Origin of the sequence: Streptomyces albus subsp. chlorinus (assembly GCF_013302895.1) — a bacterium.
In the GTDB taxonomy this organism is placed as follows: domain Bacteria; phylum Actinomycetota; class Actinomycetes; order Streptomycetales; family Streptomycetaceae; genus Streptomyces; species Streptomyces chlorinus.
Genome location: NZ_VJOK01000001.1, coordinates 259908 through 278132 on the forward strand (window position 1 = coordinate 259908; position 18225 = coordinate 278132).

An 18225-nucleotide genomic window follows, 5' to 3' on the forward strand; every position below is an offset into this window, starting at 1 on the left:
CCGGCATGCTCCGCGCTCCATGCGGGAGTCCGCGAGAAGGAACCGCCGCAGTTCCCTCTCCGGCAGCAGACCCGCACATGCCCGGCCCAACTGCTTTCGGTTTTCGGCCAGTTGCCGCTCGCGACCGTGGTGAACCGTCGCCGCGGCAACGGCACATCCCGCGACGCCGACCACCAGAGCCACCGCGAGAGCGACCCCACGTCGTCCCCAGCGCTGCCGTATCCGGGTCCCCAGCGCTGCCGTATCCGGCGCACGGCTTCCCCCTTTTACACACCCCGCGCAGCTCAAGGACGCTATCAAACGGTCGCTCCGCGGTGATCGCGCACTCGTACGCCGCCGGGCCTGCGCGCGGGTCACGGTAGGTCCTGCCCGGAGTGCCGGCCGTCGGCCCAGTTCCGCAGGAGCCGCCAGAGCTCCGCCGGGGCCTCTTCCGCAACGAAGTGACCCGAACCGGGCACGACCGCAGTGGTGAGCTGGGTGATGCCGGCGCCGTGGAAGCCTTCGGCGTACGCGCCGATGTCACCGCCGCTGTGTTCGCCGCGCACGTAGAGCAGCGGGGTGGCGACGGGCTGGGAGGCGCCGTACGCGGCGTTGTGCCGGGCGTCCTCGGGGAAGGCGCGGTAGAGGTCGAATCCGGCCGTCAGCGCCGCGTCGCTCCCGTAGGCGGCGGCGTACGCGGCGCGTGCCTGCGGGGTGATCCTGGCGTGGTCGACGGTCAGGATGTCGAAGAAGTGGTCGAAATAGACGGCCTGCCGCCCTCGTGTCAGGGTCTCGGGGAGCCCGGGGGTCGCATGGAATCCGAAGTGCCACACGGAGGGGTTGCGGACGACCGCTTCCCACGGCGGCACACCCGGTACGACGACGTCCAGGATCGCGACCCGGGCCACGTCCCGGTAGCGGCGCAGGTAGGAGTAGGCGGCCATGCCGCCGGCGTCGTGGCCGACCAGGGTGGCCCCCCTCAGCCCCATCGCCGTGACCAACTCGTGCACGAGGTCGGCGACATGGCTCTTCGTGCCGTCGCTCGTGGTGGTGGATTCACCGATCCCGGGGAGGTCGACGGCGACGGCGCGGGCCTCCGGCGCGGCGTGGCGCATGACGCCCTGCCACGCCCGCCATGACTGGGGCCAGCCGTGCAGGAAGAGAAAGGGCCGGCCGTGCGGGTCGCCCGCCTCGGCGATGTGCAGCGAACCGTCGCCGACCGGGATGTGACTGTGCCGGAACTCCATAGACATGGATCAGGTGTATCAGCTGACATGAATCATGTCGACCGACTGGCTATCGTGTGACCGTGAACGATGACGAGTCGCGCCCGGCCTTCGAGCGGGGCACCGGTTTCCTGCTGTCCCGCCTGGGCATGCTGGCCACACGGTCGTGGTCCGCGTTCCTGACCGAGCACGGACTGACCCAGAGCCAGTACGCGACGCTCGTGGCCCTCCGCGAGCACGGCCCCCTCGGCCAGCGGCGGCTCGCCCGGCTGGTGGCGATCGACGCCCGCAATCTCGTGGCCGTACTGGACTCCCTCTCCGCCGCGGGCTGGGTGCGGCGCGAGGCGGACCCGCACGACCGTCGCCGCCGGAGGGTGCGCCTCACCACGGCCGGCACCGCGCTCACCGACCGGCTCGCGGTCGAGACGCGCGGCGGCCAGGACACCTTTCTCGCCCCCCTCGGTGAGAACGAACGCCGACACCTCAACGAACTGCTTCAGCGGCTCTACGACGCGCACAGCCGCTGAGCCGCACCGACGCCGCCGACACCGAGTCGCCGGCGCCTCCCGGGCAACCGAGTCGGCCGCGCGTCCCGAAGCGCTCGGCCAACGGCGCGGCGACATGCGCACCGACGGCGGGCGCGGTGAGAACCAGGCCGAGCACTTCCTGACCCGGCCGGGCCGGGCGGCGACCGCCATGACACGCGAGGGGCCAACGGCAGAGCGTCCCGGCGTCCGTGTCCCGTGCTCCTGACGCGCGGCCGTCACCGCTGCGCGGTGGGGCGTACCACGATCTCGTTCACGTCGACCCGGTCGGGCTGGGCGATCGCGTAGGCGATGGCGTCCGCGATCGCCGCGGGGTCCAGCGCGATGGCGTCGCGGCGGGCCAGCAGTGCGGCGCGGGCGTCGGGATCGGCGACCGCGTGGACGAAGTCGGTGTGGACGAAGCCCGGGGAGACCACGGTGACGCGCACATCACCGGACTCCTGCCGCAGCCCTTCGCAGACGGTACGCACGGCCGTCTTCGTCGCGGAGTACACCGCCTGCCCGGGGACGGTGCGGTACGCGGCGGTCGAGGCCACCGTCACGAGGTGTCCGCTCTCCTGCCCGCGGAAGACCGGCAGTGCGGCGGCGATGCCGTACAGGACGCCGCGCAGATTGACGTCGATCAGGTCGTCCCACTCGTCGACGCGCAACTCCCCCAGCTCGGAGACCGGTCCGATGCCGGCGTTGCTGACCAGGACGTCGAGCCGGCCGAACGCGGTGACCGCCGCCTCCACGAGGCGCACCAGGTCCGCACGCCGCCGCACGTCGGTCGGTACCCCGATGGCGCGGCCACCGTCGGCGCGGATCCGCGCGGCAAGCCGCTCCACGCGTTCGGCGCGCCGGGCGCCGAGGACGACCGCCGCCCCGCGCTCCGCCAGGGCGAGCGCGGTGGCCCGGCCTATCCCGCTGCTGGCGCCGGTGACGGCGACGACCTTGCCGCGCGCTTGCGTTCCGACTGTGTTCGTCGTTCTCTCCGTGTTCGTCACTCTCTCCGTATTCGTCGTTCTCTCCGTGTCCGGCATTGCTCTGGTGTCTCCTTCGGTCGGTCATGCGGCCGTCGCGCAGTCGGGTTCCGGTGAGCGGGAACCCGCGGTCCGGTACCGCATGCGGCGGCATCGGTCGAGGTCGGTGCCGGTGCGCCGCTACGTGGGTACATCGGTGCCGAGGGGTGGCGGCCAGCGATGCGGTCGGCGGGGCCGCTCCGGCAGACCTTGCCGCCATGGCGCTCCCGGCGCCGTGAAGAAAACCGCGCGGCCCTGGTCCCGGCTTCAGTCTGCGGTAGGTTCGGCCTGGTATACAGAGCCCGTTTATTCTGGAACCGAAGGTGCCACCCACCGTGCGAAGCCATGAGGACCGGCGCCAGGAGCTGGGTGCTTTCCTGCGCAGCCGCAGAGAGCGGATCACCCCCGACGAGGTGGGGCTGCCCCGCACCGGCCGGCGCCGGACACCGGGACTGCGCCGGGAGGAACTCGCGCTGCTCGCCGGGATCAGCGCCACCTGGTACACGTATCTGGAGCAGGGCCGGGACATCCGCACCTCGGACCAGGTGCTCGAAGCCCTCGCGTCGGCGCTGCGGCTCGACCGCCCCGAGCGCGATCACCTCTTCCAGCTCGCCGGCCACCCGCCCGCGGTCCGCACCGCGAAGGCCGAGCCGCTCGCCCCCGAGGTGGCGGCCGTCCCGCAGCTGCTCCAGCCGCAGCCGGCCTATGTCATCGCCGGCAACTACGACGTGCTCAGCCGCAACGAGGCGGCCGACGCGCTCTTCCCGAACCTCGCCGGAGTGGCGGAGCGGCCCGCGAACCTCGTCCGCTGGACCTTTCTCGAACCCGCGGCCCGAGAGGTCGTCGTCGACTGGGAGCCGGAGGCACGCGGACTGCTCGCCCGGCTCCGCGCGCTGGCCGGGCGCCACCCCGGCGACCCCCGGTACACGCGGCTGATCGACGAACTGCACGAGGGAAGCGGGCAGGTACGTGCCTGGTGGCCGCGGTACGACGTGCAGGCCCGGCACAGCGGCCGGAAGCGGCTGCGGCCCCCGGGGCGGGAGGTGACCGAGTTCGCCTACACCGCGTTCCATCCGGCGGGACAGCCGGAACTGACGCTGGTCGTCTACACCGAGGCGGCGCGGGCGGTCCACTGAGTCCGCCGGCAGCATGCCGCAGCGGGCGCCTCAGTGTCTGGGCCCGGCGATGGCGTAGCCTGCGGTGCCGAGGACCGCCAGGACGGGCGTCAGGGCCCAACAGCCGGCCGCGCCGGGTGACGGCGGCCAGCAGAGCGAAGCCCGTCGCACCGTCCGGTGCGCGGCTTCGGCCCGACCGAACCTGTCCAGGAGTTCACGGGCACATGCGGCGGCCTCGTGGCGGGGCATCCCGTGCGGGCGCCCGGCGAGTACCAGGTCCTCGGTCGCGGTGCCCATCGGGTCCGTGCCGGGCCGCCGGGAGACGAGGCCGATCGCCCGGCGCACCTGCTCGGGCCCGGCCGCCACATCGGTCCCGGCCACGCGTGCCGCTCCCGAGCCGGCGGCCGAGAGCGTCGAGAGGACCTTCACCGTGGTCGACTTGCCTGCCCCGTTCGGGCCGAGCAGTCCGAAGACGCTTCCCCTCGCCGCGGAGAAGCTCAGCCCCCGCAACGCCGGACCGGCGGCTTGTCCCGGCCGGTCGGACAGGTCTTGGTCAGATCGACGGCTTCACCGCCGGCTCCGGCGTGCGGGCAGCACCCATCGTCACACCCCTTGCCAGGATCTGGTGTGACTCCCACCTTCCCGGTGCCATGGGACACGAGGAGGCTGGTCGGCGAGGGCTGGACCCTACGGTGGGAAGTCGCCGAAGACGCTGACACACGTACGGGGGACCGGGTTCCGACGCCGGCCCCGGTCGCATGGTCACAGGCCCGGACGGGTGCCGGTCCGGCCCGGTCGGTCCGCGCGGCGCGAGCGGACCAGCGCCAGTCCGCCGAGGGCTGTGCCGAGCAGCCCCACGAGCATGGCCACGTAGGCCCCGCCCAGTCCGTTCCCCGTACCGAGGCCGCCGTCGGCCGTGGCCGCGACCAGCCCGCCCAGCACCATGCCGGCCGCAGCTGCCGCCGTGGCCACCTTGGCGGCGAGCCTTCCGCCGGCTGTGATGAGACGACCGGCCGGACGGGCCAGCGCCAGCCCGGCGACGACCGCTCCGGCGAGCGCCGGCAGGGCGCCCGTGACGGCTCCGAGCCGCCCGGCGCCGAACTCGAAGACCCCGGCGGCGACCGGCTGGGCCGAGTCCCGCGCGGCCGCCGGCGCGGCAAGCCCGGCACCTGTGAGCAGCGCGGCCGTGACGGTGGCGAGCAAACGGCGAACAGACATGGGGTGCTCCGTTTCTCCCTGCGAATGCGTACCGCCCGAGAATGTCCGCCCGGCACGTGCCCGGTCGTCCCGCGAACGCGGACGCTTCGCGGTACCGCCGCTGCCGCGCCCGGCTGCCACGGACGCGGCAGGAGGGCGGCGGCTACCGCGTACGCGGTAGCCGGCCTCTCGTCCGCGATGGGGACCCGCCCTCCGGCGGAAGCGAGCTAGGGTGCCGCGCATGAGTGCGGGTGAGTCCGGTGTCCGGGCACGTATCGCTGACTGGGCCATCGCGGCGGGTGTGGCGGCGGCGCTGCTGGCCACCGGGCTGTCCGCGCAGCGTTCCGCCACGCACCCCGGCATACTCGCCGGGTACGGGCTGCTGACAGCCGGCGGGCTGGCGCTGGCGGCGCGCCGCCGGTTCCCGGTCGCTGTCCTGGCCGTCACCGGGCTGTGCGCGACCGGATACCAGGCGGTCGGCTTCGATGTGCCCGCCGTCGCCTACCTGTTCGCGGTGTACGCGGCTGTGCGGGCGGGACACCGCGCCGTCACGGTGGCGGTGAGCGTGGCCGTACTGGCGCTTCTCCCGCTCGCGGCCCTGGTCTCGGGTCCGCATGACGCGGGTGAGGCGTTGGCACAGGCCCGAGGTGCTCTGGAGATCGCCTGGCTGGTCGCGGCCGGCGCCGCCGGCGAGGCGCTGCGGCAGGCCGAGCGGCGGGCGGACGAGGCGGAGCGCACCCGGGAGGAGACCGCTCGGCGCCGCGCGGACGAGGAGCGGCTGCACATCGCACGGGAGTTGCACGATGCGCTCACCCACCAGATCTCCGTCATCAAGGTGCAGGCCGAGGTCGCCGTCCACGTGGCCCGGAAGCGTGGGGAACAGGTGCCGGAGGCCCTGCTGGCGATCCAGGAGGCCGGCCGTGAGGCGAGCCGGGAACTGCGCGCCACCCTGGAGGCGCTGCGCGACGACGACACGGCTCCGCCGCGGGGACTCGACGACATCCCGGGCCTCGTGGAACGAGCGGGCAGGACGGGCCTGGAGGCGACACTGACGATGCGGGGACAGCTCCACGACGTACCGTCCGCGGTGGGCCGGACCGCCTACCGCATCGTCCAGGAGTCGCTCACCAACATCGCCCGCCACGCGAACGCCGCCACGGCATCGGTCCGCATCGACCGCTGCCCGGACACCCTCGCGATACGCGTCGACGACGACGGGACGGCGACGCCGGTCGCCCCACCGGCGTCCGGCGTCGGCCTGCTCGGTATGCGCGAACGGGTCACCGCCCTCGGCGGCCGGCTGCGGGCGGCCCCCGCAGCGAGGGCGGCTTCACCGTCCACGCCGAACTCCCCCTGGAGCAGCCCTCGTGATCCGTGTCCTGCTGGCCGACGACCAGTCGCTCATCCGCAGCGGTTTCCGCGCGCTCCTCGACCTGGAGGAAGACATCGAGGTGGTGGCCGAGGCGGCGGACGGTGACGAGGCCCTGCGGCTCGCCGCCTGCCATCTGCCCGACGTCGCGCTCATCGACATCCAGATGCCGGGCACCGACGGGATCGAGGCGACCCGCCGCATCACCGCCGACCCCGCACTGGCGGGGGTCCACGTGGTGATCCTGACCAACTACGGCTTCGACGAACACGTCTTCGACGCGCTGCGCGCCGGTGCCGCCGGCTTTCTCGTCAAGGACATCGTGCCCGAGGACTTCCCGCACTCCGTACGTGTCGCCGCGCGAGGCGACGCCCTGCTCGCCCCCGCGATCACCCGGAAGCTGATCCACCGGTATGTCACCCAGCCTCTCCGCACGGACACCGGCACGGGGCTGGAGGAGCTGACCGGCCGCGAACGCGAGACCGTCGTCCTGGTCGCGCAGGGCCTGTCCAACGACCAGATCGCCGAGCGCCTCGTCATCAGCCCGCTCACCGCGAAGACCCACATCAACCGGGCCATGGCCAAGCTCCATGTCCGCGACCGCGCCCAACTGGTCGTCCGCGCCTACGAATCCGGCCTGGTGTCACCGCGCACCCCGTGACACGGCGGCCCGGCGCGCCTCCGGGCGCCTCGCCCCGGAAGCGATTCCCGGGCGCGACCGCCCGGCCGTCGGTCAGAGTGCGGGACGTGGACCAGGTCAGGTGAGGCGAAGACGGTGGTGGAGGATCCGGAGCGTGTCACCGACCAGGTGGGTGGGTGAGAGGCGGAAGTGCCAGCAGGGGCTGGGACGGAGCAGTGCGGCACCCTGTCGCTCGAGGCCCAGCACGGCTTGGAAGAGGAGCATCAGGAGGGGACGGTAGAGGAACTGGGCTGCCGGGTCGGCCTCGTCCAGCGCGGCGTGGGCGGTCCGGAAGGCGGCGCGGGCCTTGCCGCACGCATGGGCGAGGAGAGCACGGACGGCGGGGGTCTCCCGGCCGGCTTCCAGGTCGGCGCGGGTGACGCGGAAGTGCAGCAGGTCGGTCTCGGGGATGGTGAGCAGGCCGCGCCGCAGGTCGTCCGCCAGGTCGGCGAGATCGTCCCAGCGCTGCGCGGCGTCGATGGCCAGCCTCGACGCGGTCACGTTGCGCGCGTGGGGCGGGACGCGGCATGCGGCGAGCAGGATGCGGGCGGCCGGCAGGTTGCCGCGCTCGACGTTGTCGTGGTGGTCCTGTTCGGTGGCGTATCCGGTCAGTCCCAGGCGACCGGCCTGTGCCGCGAGGTAGGCGTGGACGTCGCCGGGGTCGATGGGCCGCACCCGCATGGTGTGCAGAAACGCCCGCAGCAGAGGTTGTTCGGCGCGGCCGGTGGCCAGCCCCTGCCTGACCTGGTCGGCCCAGGCGTGGAAGGCCGCCGGGTCGCACTGGCGCACCGGCACATCCGCCAGGCAGTCGGCGTGGATGGACAGGGCGCCCACAGCGAGCAAGTGGGGCTGCCACGCAGGGGGGCTCAGGAGGCGCCCTGGAACGTAGAGGCCCGGGTATCTGCGGGCCGCCAGGTGCGCCGCGGCGGTGTAGTCGTCGCGCAGCCGGCCCCGGGGGATCCCCGCCAGGTGCAGTGTGCGCTGCCAGGGCGCGGCCTCGGTCCCGAGCCGGCGCAGCAGCGGCAGGACGGACGCCGTCATGAGGGCTGGTTCGCCTGCCCCGGTTGCGGCGGTTCCCCGGTGAGCTGGTGCAGGGCGAAGCGGGCGGTGTCCCTCAGCCCGTCCCACAAGGTGGTGCCCAGGTGGGAGGCGATCGCCGTGGACAGGCCGAGCAACGCGGGCGGACCGGAGCGGCCCGACGCGTCCTGCGGGTCCGGCAGGAGGGCGTGGCCGCTGAGCGTCGCGGAGGGGGCAGTGCCACCGGGTTCCCCCGCGCCCGCCGTGTCCTCCGGTCCCAGGGTGCCGAAACGGCGCCGGCGCTGCTGGTACAGCTCCAGGGCGTGACGGAAGTGAGGGGCGCGGAAGTCGGGCCAGAGCACGTCGAGGAAGACAAGCTCGGCGTAGGCGCAGTGCCACAGCAGGAAGTTCGACAGCCGGTGCTCGCCCCCGGTGCGCAGGAGCATGTCCACGTCGGGGAGTTCGGGCAGCTGCATGTGCTGGGCGAAACTCTCCGCCGTGATCTCTTCGGCCGCAACGCCCTCGGCGGCCAGGGAACGCGCGGCATCGCACACGTCCTGGCGGCCTCCGTAGTTGAACGCCAGGCTCAGGTGCAGGGTGCTGTTGCCGCGGGTGAGGTCCTCGGCCTCGCGCAGCTTCGCCATCACGTCCGCGGGGATGCGGGGGTCCTCACGGCCCAGCAGACGCAACCGGACGCCACGCTCGTGCATGCGCCGCACTCCCCGGTCGATGACGTGCTGGGCGAGGAAGCGCACCAGGAAGCTGACCTCTTCCTCCGGGCGCGACCAGTTCTCCGTGGAGAAGGCGAACAACGTCAGCCACTCGACGTCCTCCTCCAACGCGCCGTCCAGAACCGCTTCGAGGGCGGCCCAGGCGGCCATGTGGCCGTGGCTGCGCTCCAGCCCGCGGTGCCGGGCCCAGCGGCCGTTGCCGTCCATGATGCAGGCGACATGCCTGGGAGGAGTCCTGGAACCCATGCCATCCACCCTCAACCGACCGCGCGCAGCGGTAACTTCGTGCCAGGGAGTGCCTGCCCGGGCGCGGTCGGGCGTACCCGGGCAGGCACTCCTTCGGGGGAAAAGTGGAGTCCGGGCGCATGGCGGCGGAAGTGTGTCACCTCGCTGGAGCGTCCGTCGGCTCACCCGCCGGCGCCCCGCTCCCCGCTGCTGACGCCGTGGAGGGCCGGCCCGTTCCCCGCGACGGGTCCACGGGGAACGGGACCGGACCGGTCCCTACGGCCGGTTGCCGCTCTTCATGCGGCCAGCCAGGTCTTGGCGCGGGTTCGCGCGGCCAGGGCGGCGGCGTCGGGAGTGACCCCGATGCCCGGACCGGTGGGCACGTCCAGATGCCCGTCCCGGAGCACGAACGGTTCCGTCAGATCGTGCTCGTAGTAGCGGGAGGAGGCGGAGGTGTCGCCCGGCACCGTGAAACCCGGCAGTCCGGCCAGCGCGACGTTCGCCGCGCGTCCGATGCCGGTCTCCAGCATGCCGCCGCACCAGACAGCCACGCCATGGGCGCGGCAGACGTCATGAATGCGCCGGGCTTCGAGGTAGCCGCCCACACGTCCCGGTTTGATGTTGACGATCCGGCACGCCCCGAGCGCCAGCGCGTCCGCGGCCGCCCGCGCCGAAACGACCGACTCGTCCAGGCAGATCGGTGTCCGCATGAGGTGCGCCAGTTCCGCGTGCTGGCGCAGATGCTCCTCGCCCAGAGGCTGCTCCACGAGCAGCAGCCCGAAGTCGTCGAGCCGTGCCAGGTGGCGGGCGTCGCCGAGGGTGTACGCGGCGTTGGCGTCGACCTGCAGCAGGACGTCGTCGCCGAACCGCTCCCGCACCGCGCGTACGGGCTCGACATCCCAGCCGGGCGCGATCTTCAGTTTGATCCGCAGGTAGCCCTCGTCGAGATATCCGGCGACGGCGTCGAGCAGTTCCGGCACCGAGTCGAGGATGCCGACCGAGACACCGGCGGGCACCCTGTTCCGGGTCGCGCCCAGGTAGTCGCCCAGCGACTCGTCGCGGGCCCGCAACTGCGCGTCGAGCACGGCGGCTTCCACGGCGGCCTTCGCCATGCGGTGCCCGCGCACCGGGTCGAGCAGCTCCGCGACCTCCTCCGCCCGCACGTCGCCGCGTTCGAGCAGCCGTGGGACGAGGAAGTGCTCCAGCACGTTCGCCGCTCCCGCCACGTATTCGGAGGAGTACATCGGTGTGCCGAACGCCACGCATTCGCCCCAGCCCTCCGCGGCCGGGGTGACCACGCGGACGAGCAGCAGGTCCCGTTCGTGTACGGTGCCGAACGAGGTGCGGAACGGGTGCCGCAGGGGCATCGTCACCTGGAGCAGCTCGATTCCCTCGAGTTTCATGCGGTTGGTCCTTTCGGAAATGCCGCGAGCACGGCGGCGGCGATCGCGGATCGTTCGGTCAGGGCCGCGACCGACACATGTTCGTCACGGGCGTGGGCGCCGTCGCCGACGGCGCCGATACCGTCGAGCACGGGAACTCCGGTGGCGGCGGCGAAGTTGCCGTCGCTGGCGCCCCCCACAGCGACCTCCGCGAGGTCTGCCCCGAGTTCCGCGGCCGCCGCGCGCGCGAGGCCGGCCATCGCGATGATCGCGGGGGTGCGTTCCATCACGGGCCGGTTCCACTCACCGGTGACGGTGATCGCGGCCCGCGGGTCGTGGGGCTCCAGGCGTGCGAGCGCCCGGTCCACCCGGTCCGCCTCGGCCTGGCTCGCGACCCGCACATCGACCCGTGCGGTCGCCTGCCCCGCCACCACGTTGATCGCGCTGCCGCCGCGTACGAGGCCGACGTTGACCGTGGTTCCGGCCGCCGGATCGGCCAGCGCGTGCAGCTTCAGCGTGGCTCGGGCCATTTCGTCGATGGCGCTCACCCCCTTCTCCGGATCCAGCCCGGCGTGCGCCTCGCGCCCGGTCACCGTCACGTCGAAGATGCCGACGCCCTTGCGGCTGGTCTTCAGCGCGCCGTCGGCGCTGCCTTCGAAGACGAGAACGGCCGCTGCCCCGGCGCAGGCCCGCTCGATCACCGGACGGGAGGCGGGACTGCCGATCTCCTCGTCACCGTTGAGCACGAGCCGGACCGGGGGCCGGCGGTGGCCGGTCGCGTCCAGCGCGCGGAGCGCCCAGACGGCCTGCACGAGCCCGGCCTTCATGTCGAAGATTCCCGGACCGCTCGCCCGGTCCCCGTCCACGGCACACGGCCACTCGGCGAGCGTGCCGGCTTGCCAGACCGTGTCGTAGTGCCCGAGCAGGACGACCGGTGCGGAACCGACGCCGGGGAACTCGAGCGTGAGCGCGTCCCCGTAAGGGCCGCCGTCGGTGCGTGAGCGGCGCTGCGGTTCGCCGAGCGTGTCGGTGATCCACCGCTCGATCCGGGCGAGCCCACGGTCGAGGAGTACCGGGTCGTCGCTGGGGGTTTCGCGGCCGACGAGGTCCAGGACGTCGTCCAGTAGTTGCGCGCGGTGCGCTTCGAGCCATCGGTGCAGGCCCACGACGTCGATGCCGCGCAGTGCCGAAGCGTTGGGTACAGCGTTCATCGCCATGCCTCCTGTGGGGTCCTCGTGCTCGCGGCCACCGGCCGCCGCATGGTTTCCGGCAGGCCCAGGGCGCAGGCGGCGACCAGCGCCGCGACCGCGAGCCCGAGCAGGGGAACGCTCCACGCGGCTCTGCCGGAGGAGACGAACACCAGCGTGGCCACCGTCGGGGCGAGTCCGCCGCCCAGTGCGGCACCGAGCTGGTAGCCCAGCGACGCGCCGCTGTAGCGGACCGCTGCCGGGAACTGCTCCGCGATCATCGCGGGTGTCGCGCCCTTCATCGACGCCGTCAACGGCGAGGCCAGTGCGAACGCCAGGTAGAACAGCACCGGGCTGCCGTTCTTCACCAGCCAGAAGAAGGCGAACAGGTAGAACCCGGTCAGCACCGCGCCGGTCAGTACGACAGGGCGTCGGCCGAAGCGGTCCGCCAAGGCCCCGGACACCAGCGAGAAGAGGGTGGTCCCGGTGAGGAAGACCGCCTGTGCCCCGAGGCTTTGTCCGGCGGAATGGCCGACCGCCACGGCGTAGGTGAGGAAGAAGGAGAAACCGATGTAGGCGATGGCGTTGTAGCCCAGGCTCAGGCCGAACGTCAGCAGCAGGGCGCGGGGGTGGTGACGGAGCACGGTGAGCAGGGGTATGGACGGTGGCGCGCCGGACTCCGGCTGCGGCGGCACGTCGTCCACGCCCTGGCGGGCGACCAGGCCGACGACGATCAGCAGACCGCCCAGGAGGAACGGGACCCGCCAGCCCCAGGTGAGCATCGTGTCGGGGAACAGCGCGTTCATCAGCGCGAAGACGACGATGGCGAGCAGTCCGCCGATGCTGATCCCGGCGCCGGTGAAGCTGCCGTAGAAGGCCCGTTTGTCCGGTGGCGCGGACTCGACCCCGTACAGTGCCGCGCCGCCCCACTCACCACCCGCGGCGACGCCCTGCACCAGGCGCAGCGCCACGAGCAGGACGGGGGCCCACACACCGATCACCGAGTAGGTGGGCAGCAGCCCGACGGCCACCGTGGACAGCCCCATCGTGGTCAGCGTGAGGATCAGCATCCGGCGCCGTCCGACCCTGTCGCCCCAGTGCCCGGCCAGGATCCCGCCGAGCGGGCGGGCCAGGAAGCCGGTACCGAACGCGGCGAAGGCCAGGAGTGTGCCGACAAGCGGATCGGCGGCGGGAAAGAACAGTTTGTTGAAGACGAGCGATGCTGCGGTGCCGTAGATGAGGAAGTCGTAGTACTCGAGCGTGGTCCCCATGCAGGACACGAAAAATATCTTGAGCATGCCGGGGCGTGCTCCGGGTGGTGCGGCCATCCAGCCACTCTCCTTGACGCGCTGGGCGCCCCTCGGCGACGAAGTCGTGCAGCAGTTTTACCGTGGTCGCCGCATTCAGGCAAGGATCTGGCAATCGACGCCTGATCCAGTCACTCCTTCTCCGAGACGCCCTACCGGCGCGTGGCCGGGCCGCTAGGATGCCTGATCCGTGCATTGTCACCGGTGCCGATGCCGGTTTCGCGCACCGTAGGAAGGGAGAAGGGCCTCGATGGCAGACGAGGGCAAGCTGGACGACGCCGACCTCGACCTGATCGCCGCGCTGCAGCACGCGCCCCGCGCACCCTTCGACCTGCTCGCGCGGGTACTCGGCAGCTCCGCTCGCACGGTCGGGCGCCGGTACAGCCGTCTGCTGAACGACGGCTTGCTTCGTGTCATCTGCGAGGTCGACTGGTCTCTGCTGGCCGAGGGACCCCCCGTGCACATGTGGATCGGCACGAAGCCAGGGCGGACCCGGGATGTCGCTGCCAGGCTCGCCGACCGGGCGGACACCACACACGTCGGCATCACTTCAGGCCGTGCGGACGTCTATGCCGTCCTGCACGGGATGACCCGGGCGTCGACCAGCCGCGCACTGGTCGACGAAATCCCGGGCATCCCGGGCGTCCGCGGGACACGGACGCATTGGAGCCTGCGGAGGCTCGCCAGCTCGGCGGCGTGGCGACTGCCCCGGCTGACCGCGGACCAGAAGGCGGCGCTCACCGCGCACACCGTCCCCGAGGAAAGCAACGGCCCGCACCTCGGCCCGTTGGAACGCGAGGTCGCGGCCGTGCTGCGTGACAACGCGCGGGCGCCCTACTCCGACCTCGCCCGCGCCCTGGACGTATCCGAGTCCCGCGCCCGGCGCACAGCGACGGCCATGTTCGACTCGGGGCTGCTGCGCCCCCGCGTCGAGATCGAACCGCGACACCTGGGCTACCAGGTCGAGGCCGTACTCGAGATCTCCTGCCCGCCGAGTGCGACCACGCGGCTGAGCACGGCGATCGCCGCCCATCCGGCCACGCGGTTCCTCGCGCTCATCGGCGCTTCCAGCACCTTCGTGTGCGACGGTGTGTTCCGCGACGAACAGGACCTCGCCGATTTCATCAGCGGCGGGAGCGCCGCCTGCGAGGACGTCACGGCCGTCGAATGCACATTGCAACTGGAGGTCCTGAAGCGCTACTGGCGTCGGACCTGACGCGCGGAGCGCCCGTCGGGAGCGGCGTATCGGCCAGCGCGCCCCGGACCATGGCCGCCGGGCCGCCGTGCGGCACACGGCGCCCCGGCGGGACGGTGTTCCCGGCGGGTGCGGATCAGCCGTCGCGCGGGGGCCGCCGCGTCCGGGACCCCTCTCACGCCGAAGCGGTCGGCGAGTACGCAGCCGGGCGGCCGGGCCCCGCCCTCGCTCCCTGCGGCGGCCCGTCTCACCGCACGGTGATGACCAGCTTGCCCGTGGTGCGGCCCGTCTCCCCCAGGGCGTGGGCACGGGCGCCCTCGGCGAGGGGGAAGGTGCCGGAGACGTGCGCGCGCAGTCTGCCCCGCTCCACCAGTTGGGCGAGGGCGCGCATCCCGGCCTGGTCGTGCTCGACGAGCAGACCGACGGCGCGGACCCGCGCCTTCTCCGCCGCGGCCGGGGTGTCCTGGGCGCCCGGCAGCAGGGAGACGAGGACGCCACCGGGGCGGAGCACGCCCACGGAACGCGTGGCGGTCTCCCAGCCGAGCGTGTCGAGGACGACGTCATAGGGCTCCTCGGCGTCGGTGAAGTCCTCGAAGCGGTGGTCGATACAGGCGTCCGCGCCGAGCCCGCGCAGGAAGTCGTGCTTGGGGGCGCTGGCCGTCCCGGTGACGTGTGCGCCGCGCTCCTTGGCGATCTGTACGGCGAGGTGTCCCACGCCGCCGGCCGCGGCGTGGATCAGCACCCGCTGTCCGGCCCCAAGGCCCGCGGTCTCCACGAGAGCCTGCCAGGCGGTGAGTCCGGCCAGCGGCAGAGCGGCCGCCTGGACGTGGTCGATCCCGGCCGGTTTGGGGACGAAGGCGCGGGCGGGGCCGGTCACGTACTCGGCGTGGGAGCCCGCCCCGTACGGGTAGGGCAGCATGCCGAACACCTCGTCACCGGGCTGGAAGAGGGTGACGCCGAAGCCCGTCTCCACCACGGTGCCCGAGACATCCCAGCCGAGGGTCATCGGTGGCGGCGGCAGGAAGACGCGCATGGCGCGGTGTTTGAAGTCCGTGGGGTTGAGCCCGGCGGCGTGCACGGCGACGAGGATCTCGCCGGGGCCGGGTGCGGGACGCGGAAGCTCGGTCAGCCGCAGGACCTCGGGGCCGCCCAGCTCCGTCTGGTGCAGGGCGAGCATCACGGGGGCGCCGTCCGGGGCGGCCGGTTCCGCGGAGTCCGCGGTGGCCGCCGGGTCCGGGGCGTGGAGGTTCTCAGGAGTGTGCGTCGAAGCCATGTCCCGATCCTGGCGGTGCGGCCAGGCCCGTGACGATGGCAAGAAGGCCAGGCTCCGATACATTCTTGCCATGCCCTTCGAGCCCGCCACCCGCCACGTCCCCGATGCCTCCGGCGCTCGCGCCGCACGCCCCGCACCCGCCCCGCCCTCCCTGGCCCGTGACCTCGCCGACCGCGCGGCGGAACTGGACCGCCTGATGCATCCGGACCCGCGGCCCGGCGCCCACAAGGTCGTCGTCCTCGCCCTGGACGGCGTCTACCCCTTCGAACTCGGCATCCCGCACCGCGTCCTGGGCTCCGCCGGCGGCCGTTACGAGGTGCTGTCGGCGAGCGCGGACGGAGCGCCCGTACGCACCGACTCGGACCTGACCGTCACGCCCGGACACGGCCCCGAGGTGCTGGCCGAGGCGGACACGGTGATCATCCCTCCCTACGCGCTCTCCCGCGCCTCCTCCGCCGACCCGGACCCGCGGGCCCTCGCCGCGCTCTCCCGCGTCCGGCCCGGCACCCGTCTGGTGTCCATCTGCACGGGTGCCTTCCTGCTGGCCGCCGCGGGTCTCCTGGACGGGCGCCGGGCCACCACCCACTGGGCGCTCGCCGACCACTTCCGGGAGCTGTTCCCCCGGGTCGAGCTGGACGCGGGCGTGCTCTTCGTCGACCACGGTGATGTCCTGACCTCCGCGGGGGCGGCGAGCGGTGTCGACGTCTGCCTGCACCTGGTGCGCAAGGACCACGGCAGCGAGGTGGCCAACCACGTGGCCCGCTGCTGCGTGGTGCGGCCGTACCGGGACGGCGGACAGGCCCAGTACATCGAACGGCCGCTGCCGCCGGCGAGCGCGGCCGGCACCGGGCCGACCCGCGACTGGGCACTCCAGCGGCTGGAACTGCCGCTCACACTGGACGAGTTGGCCGCACACGCGGCGATGAGCACCCGCACCTTCGCCCGGCGCTTCCGGGAGGAGACCGGTATGAGCCCCGGCCGCTGGCTGACCCAGCAGCGGCTGCGGCGGGCGCGGCACCTGCTGGAGTCCAGCGACCTGCCGGTGGAACGGGTCGCCCACGAGGTCGGATTCGCCACCGCCACCTCGCTGCGGCGGCACCTGGCCGCGGAGGCGGGAGTCGCCCCGTCCGCGTACCGGCGCACTTTCCGCGCCACGGAACCCGCCGCCGGATGACGCCGCGCGCCGCTCCCCGGTCGGCAACCGCTGCGCCGGGCGACCGGCGTGGAAAGGCACACACCCCCTGGGCCGCGTCCGCTAGGACATCGTCATGTCCTGGTCGGCCGCGATGACGGCTGCCAGGTCGGAGCCCGCTCGGAGCAGCGCCACGGTCTTCATGGCGATCTGGTCCAGGCGCCGTCGCAGAAGGTCCTCGGCCTCTTCCAGACCACCGAGGCGGTGCAGGGAGTGCATGATGTCGCGCACTGCGGGGATGCCGTAGCCGGCACCGCGCAGGGCCACGACGATGCGGGCCGCTCTGATCGCCGGGAGACCGTAGCGACGGGCGCGCAGTGACGTCACACGCTCCGAGGCGATCAACCCTTCCCGCTCCCAGAACCGCAGGGCCGAGGGACGTACGCCGAGCGCTCCGGAGAGTTCGGTGATCGTCATGGCGTCGCCGTCCTGCTCACCGTCGCCGGTGCCGGCTTCGGTCTGGATCGCGCGGAGCGCCTGTTGAGCGCGCACGGCCTCCTCCCGGTCCCGGGCGAGCCGGACGTGCACCGCGTTGACCGCCGAGGCTGCCGCGGCGGGCGTCTTCGTGTGCAGCTGAGCCATCAGCTGCCGGGCCGCGACCGGCCCCGCGGCGCCCGCTAGCCCTCGGTAGGCGCGGAGAGCCCGCACATGGACAGGTGTGTAGGAACGGTAGCCGTTGCCCGACCGGGCGGCCCGGGGAATGACTCCCAGCCGCTCCAGGTCGCGGACCTGCTGCACCGAGTAACCGGCTTCTCTGGCGACGTCGACCGTTCTGAGCCGTACGCGCCGCGAACCGCACACGCCGTCACCGTCGCTCTCGCACGCGCTCCTGTCCACAGGCGAAACCCCACACCAGCACTTGAAGGTGATGCTTGAACCATGAGTATGGAACAGATCATCGCGGCCGTGCGAGGCCTCCACGGCGCGCTCGTGCTTCTTCCGGGGCCCGGAGACGACTTCCCCGAGATCGCGTGGGGTGACGCGTTCTTCTACTACGCCCCCGACGGAAAGGTCCCGACGAACGTCCAGCCCTACGGGACGATCGTCACCAAGAACTACCCCGACGACACCGCTGGCGACCTCGACTCCCCGGATCGCTGGCGCGTGAACATCCACGTCGGCCGCGCGACGCTCCAGAAGCTCACCGGGGAAGAGCCACGCGGCCTCGGCCGCCCCCGCGACTGCAGGGCCGTCGATACGGTGATGCCGCACCCGGTGTACGGCGCGCTCGGCTGGGTCTGTGTCGTCAATCCCGGCGAGCGGACGACCGGCACCGTTCTGCGGCTTCTGCGCGACGTCCACGAGGCCGCCGGTAGGCGGTTCGCACGCCGGCACGAACAGGGAGCCGGGCGGACCGACTGAACCGGCCACGAGACGCCGTGGCCCGGCCCCCGCGCGACGACCGCGCGGGGGCCGCGTGACAGCAGGAAGACGGCGAGAGACGCGCGAGAGGCGCCGATATCGGCGGATGCCCTGCCATCGTGGACATCGACGACCCCGCCGGCCGTGAGGCCGTCCGCGCATGCCCACCTTTCTGACGGCTCCCCCCGGCTCGCCGAAGGCCCGCCGGCCCGGCGCCGGGTGCCGCAGTGCGCGTCCGGCCGG

At 72.9% G+C, this 18225-nt stretch carries 17 protein-coding genes and 1 pseudogene; 7 read left to right on the forward strand and 11 right to left on the reverse strand.

Going from position 1 to position 18225, the window contains the following annotated elements; all coding sequences use genetic code 11:
* Positions 1–353: 353 nt before the first annotated feature.
* Entirely contained in the window at positions 354–1232 is an 879-nt protein-coding gene (locus FM076_RS01260; RefSeq protein WP_173868102.1) for an alpha/beta fold hydrolase, read from the reverse strand.
* 56 nt (positions 1233–1288) lie between these two features.
* Here FM076_RS01260 and FM076_RS01265 point away from each other — a divergent pair, with 56 nt between their 5' ends.
* Entirely contained in the window at positions 1289–1732 is a 444-nt protein-coding gene (locus FM076_RS01265; protein WP_173868103.1) for a MarR family transcriptional regulator, read from the forward strand.
* 236 nt (positions 1733–1968) lie between these two features.
* On the opposite strand, the gene FM076_RS01270 is transcribed toward FM076_RS01265, so the two are convergent.
* A complete protein-coding gene (locus tag FM076_RS01270) occupies positions 1969–2736 on the reverse strand; it encodes an SDR family oxidoreductase (protein WP_345944840.1) in 768 nt (255 codons plus the stop codon).
* Positions 2737–3086: 350 nt separating this feature from the next.
* On the opposite strand from FM076_RS01270, the gene FM076_RS01275 reads away from it, so the two are divergent.
* Positions 3087–3887 carry a helix-turn-helix domain-containing protein gene (locus FM076_RS01275; RefSeq protein WP_173868105.1) on the forward strand — a complete coding sequence of 267 codons (801 nt, stop codon included), beginning with the start codon at positions 3087–3089 and terminating at the stop codon, positions 3885–3887.
* A 30-nt stretch (positions 3888–3917) separates the two neighbouring features.
* Here FM076_RS01275 and FM076_RS01280 read toward each other — a convergent pair whose 3' ends face one another.
* Positions 3918–4376, reverse strand: a complete 459-nt coding sequence (locus FM076_RS01280) for an ATP-binding cassette domain-containing protein (protein ID WP_173868106.1) — start codon at positions 4374–4376, stop codon at positions 3918–3920.
* Positions 4377–4628: 252 nt separating this feature from the next.
* Entirely contained in the window at positions 4629–5084 is a 456-nt protein-coding gene (locus tag FM076_RS01285; protein ID WP_173868107.1) for a DUF6223 family protein, read from the reverse strand.
* A gap of 220 nt (positions 5085–5304) precedes the next feature.
* Between FM076_RS01285 and FM076_RS01290 the strand changes: the two are divergent.
* Both FM076_RS01290 and FM076_RS01295 read left to right on the forward strand, forming a co-directional pair.
* Positions 5305–6434 (forward strand): annotated as a pseudogene (locus FM076_RS01290) (sensor histidine kinase).
* A complete protein-coding gene (locus FM076_RS01295) occupies positions 6431–7093 on the forward strand; it encodes a response regulator (RefSeq protein ID WP_173868108.1) in 663 nt (220 codons plus the stop codon). The pseudogene FM076_RS01290 and the gene FM076_RS01295 overlap by 4 nt, the downstream one beginning before the upstream one ends.
* A 96-nt stretch (positions 7094–7189) precedes the next feature.
* Here FM076_RS01295 and FM076_RS01300 read toward each other — a convergent pair whose 3' ends face one another.
* The 5 genes from FM076_RS01300 to FM076_RS01320 all read right to left on the reverse strand — a co-directional run bounded on the left by FM076_RS01300 (position 7190) and on the right by FM076_RS01320 (position 12924).
* Complete coding sequence (locus FM076_RS01300; protein ID WP_173868109.1) at positions 7190–8152, reverse strand: squalene/phytoene synthase family protein; 963 nt, start codon at positions 8150–8152, stop codon at positions 7190–7192.
* Positions 8149–9105: a polyprenyl diphosphate synthase gene (gene uppS, locus FM076_RS01305; RefSeq protein ID WP_173868110.1), complete on the reverse strand. Its 957-nt coding sequence runs from the start codon at positions 9103–9105 to the stop codon at positions 8149–8151. The genes FM076_RS01300 and uppS overlap by 4 nt, the downstream gene beginning before the upstream one ends.
* A gap of 275 nt (positions 9106–9380) precedes the next feature.
* Entirely contained in the window at positions 9381–10487 is a 1107-nt protein-coding gene (gene menC, locus FM076_RS01310; protein ID WP_173868111.1) for an o-succinylbenzoate synthase, read from the reverse strand.
* Positions 10484–11677 (reverse strand): M20 family metallopeptidase, encoded by a 1194-nt coding sequence (locus FM076_RS01315; RefSeq protein ID WP_173868112.1) that lies wholly within the window; start codon positions 11675–11677, stop codon positions 10484–10486. Before FM076_RS01315 ends, menC begins: the two co-directional genes overlap by 4 nt.
* Positions 11674–12924 carry an MFS transporter gene (locus FM076_RS01320; protein ID WP_202034905.1) on the reverse strand — a complete coding sequence of 417 codons (1251 nt, stop codon included), beginning with the start codon at positions 12922–12924 and terminating at the stop codon, positions 11674–11676. Before FM076_RS01320 ends, FM076_RS01315 begins: the two co-directional genes overlap by 4 nt.
* A gap of 286 nt (positions 12925–13210) precedes the next feature.
* On the opposite strand from FM076_RS01320, the gene FM076_RS01325 reads away from it, so the two are divergent.
* Positions 13211–14176, forward strand: a complete 966-nt coding sequence (locus FM076_RS01325; protein ID WP_173868114.1) for an Lrp/AsnC family transcriptional regulator — start codon at positions 13211–13213, stop codon at positions 14174–14176.
* A gap of 226 nt (positions 14177–14402) precedes the next feature.
* Here FM076_RS01325 and FM076_RS01330 read toward each other — a convergent pair whose 3' ends face one another.
* Entirely contained in the window at positions 14403–15428 is a 1026-nt protein-coding gene (locus FM076_RS01330) for an NADP-dependent oxidoreductase (protein ID WP_173868115.1), read from the reverse strand.
* Positions 15429–15624: 196 nt separating this feature from the next.
* On the opposite strand from FM076_RS01330, the gene FM076_RS01335 reads away from it, so the two are divergent.
* Positions 15625–16602, forward strand: a complete 978-nt coding sequence (locus FM076_RS01335) for a GlxA family transcriptional regulator (protein WP_173874436.1) — start codon at positions 15625–15627, stop codon at positions 16600–16602.
* 81 nt (positions 16603–16683) lie between these two features.
* Here FM076_RS01335 and FM076_RS01340 read toward each other — a convergent pair whose 3' ends face one another.
* Complete coding sequence (locus FM076_RS01340) at positions 16684–17457, reverse strand: MerR family transcriptional regulator (protein WP_345944841.1); 774 nt, start codon at positions 17455–17457, stop codon at positions 16684–16686.
* A gap of 48 nt (positions 17458–17505) precedes the next feature.
* Here FM076_RS01340 and FM076_RS01345 point away from each other — a divergent pair, with 48 nt between their 5' ends.
* Positions 17506–17982 (forward strand): DUF6194 family protein, encoded by a 477-nt coding sequence (locus tag FM076_RS01345; RefSeq protein ID WP_173868116.1) that lies wholly within the window; start codon positions 17506–17508, stop codon positions 17980–17982.
* The last annotated feature ends 243 nt before the right edge of the window (positions 17983–18225 follow it).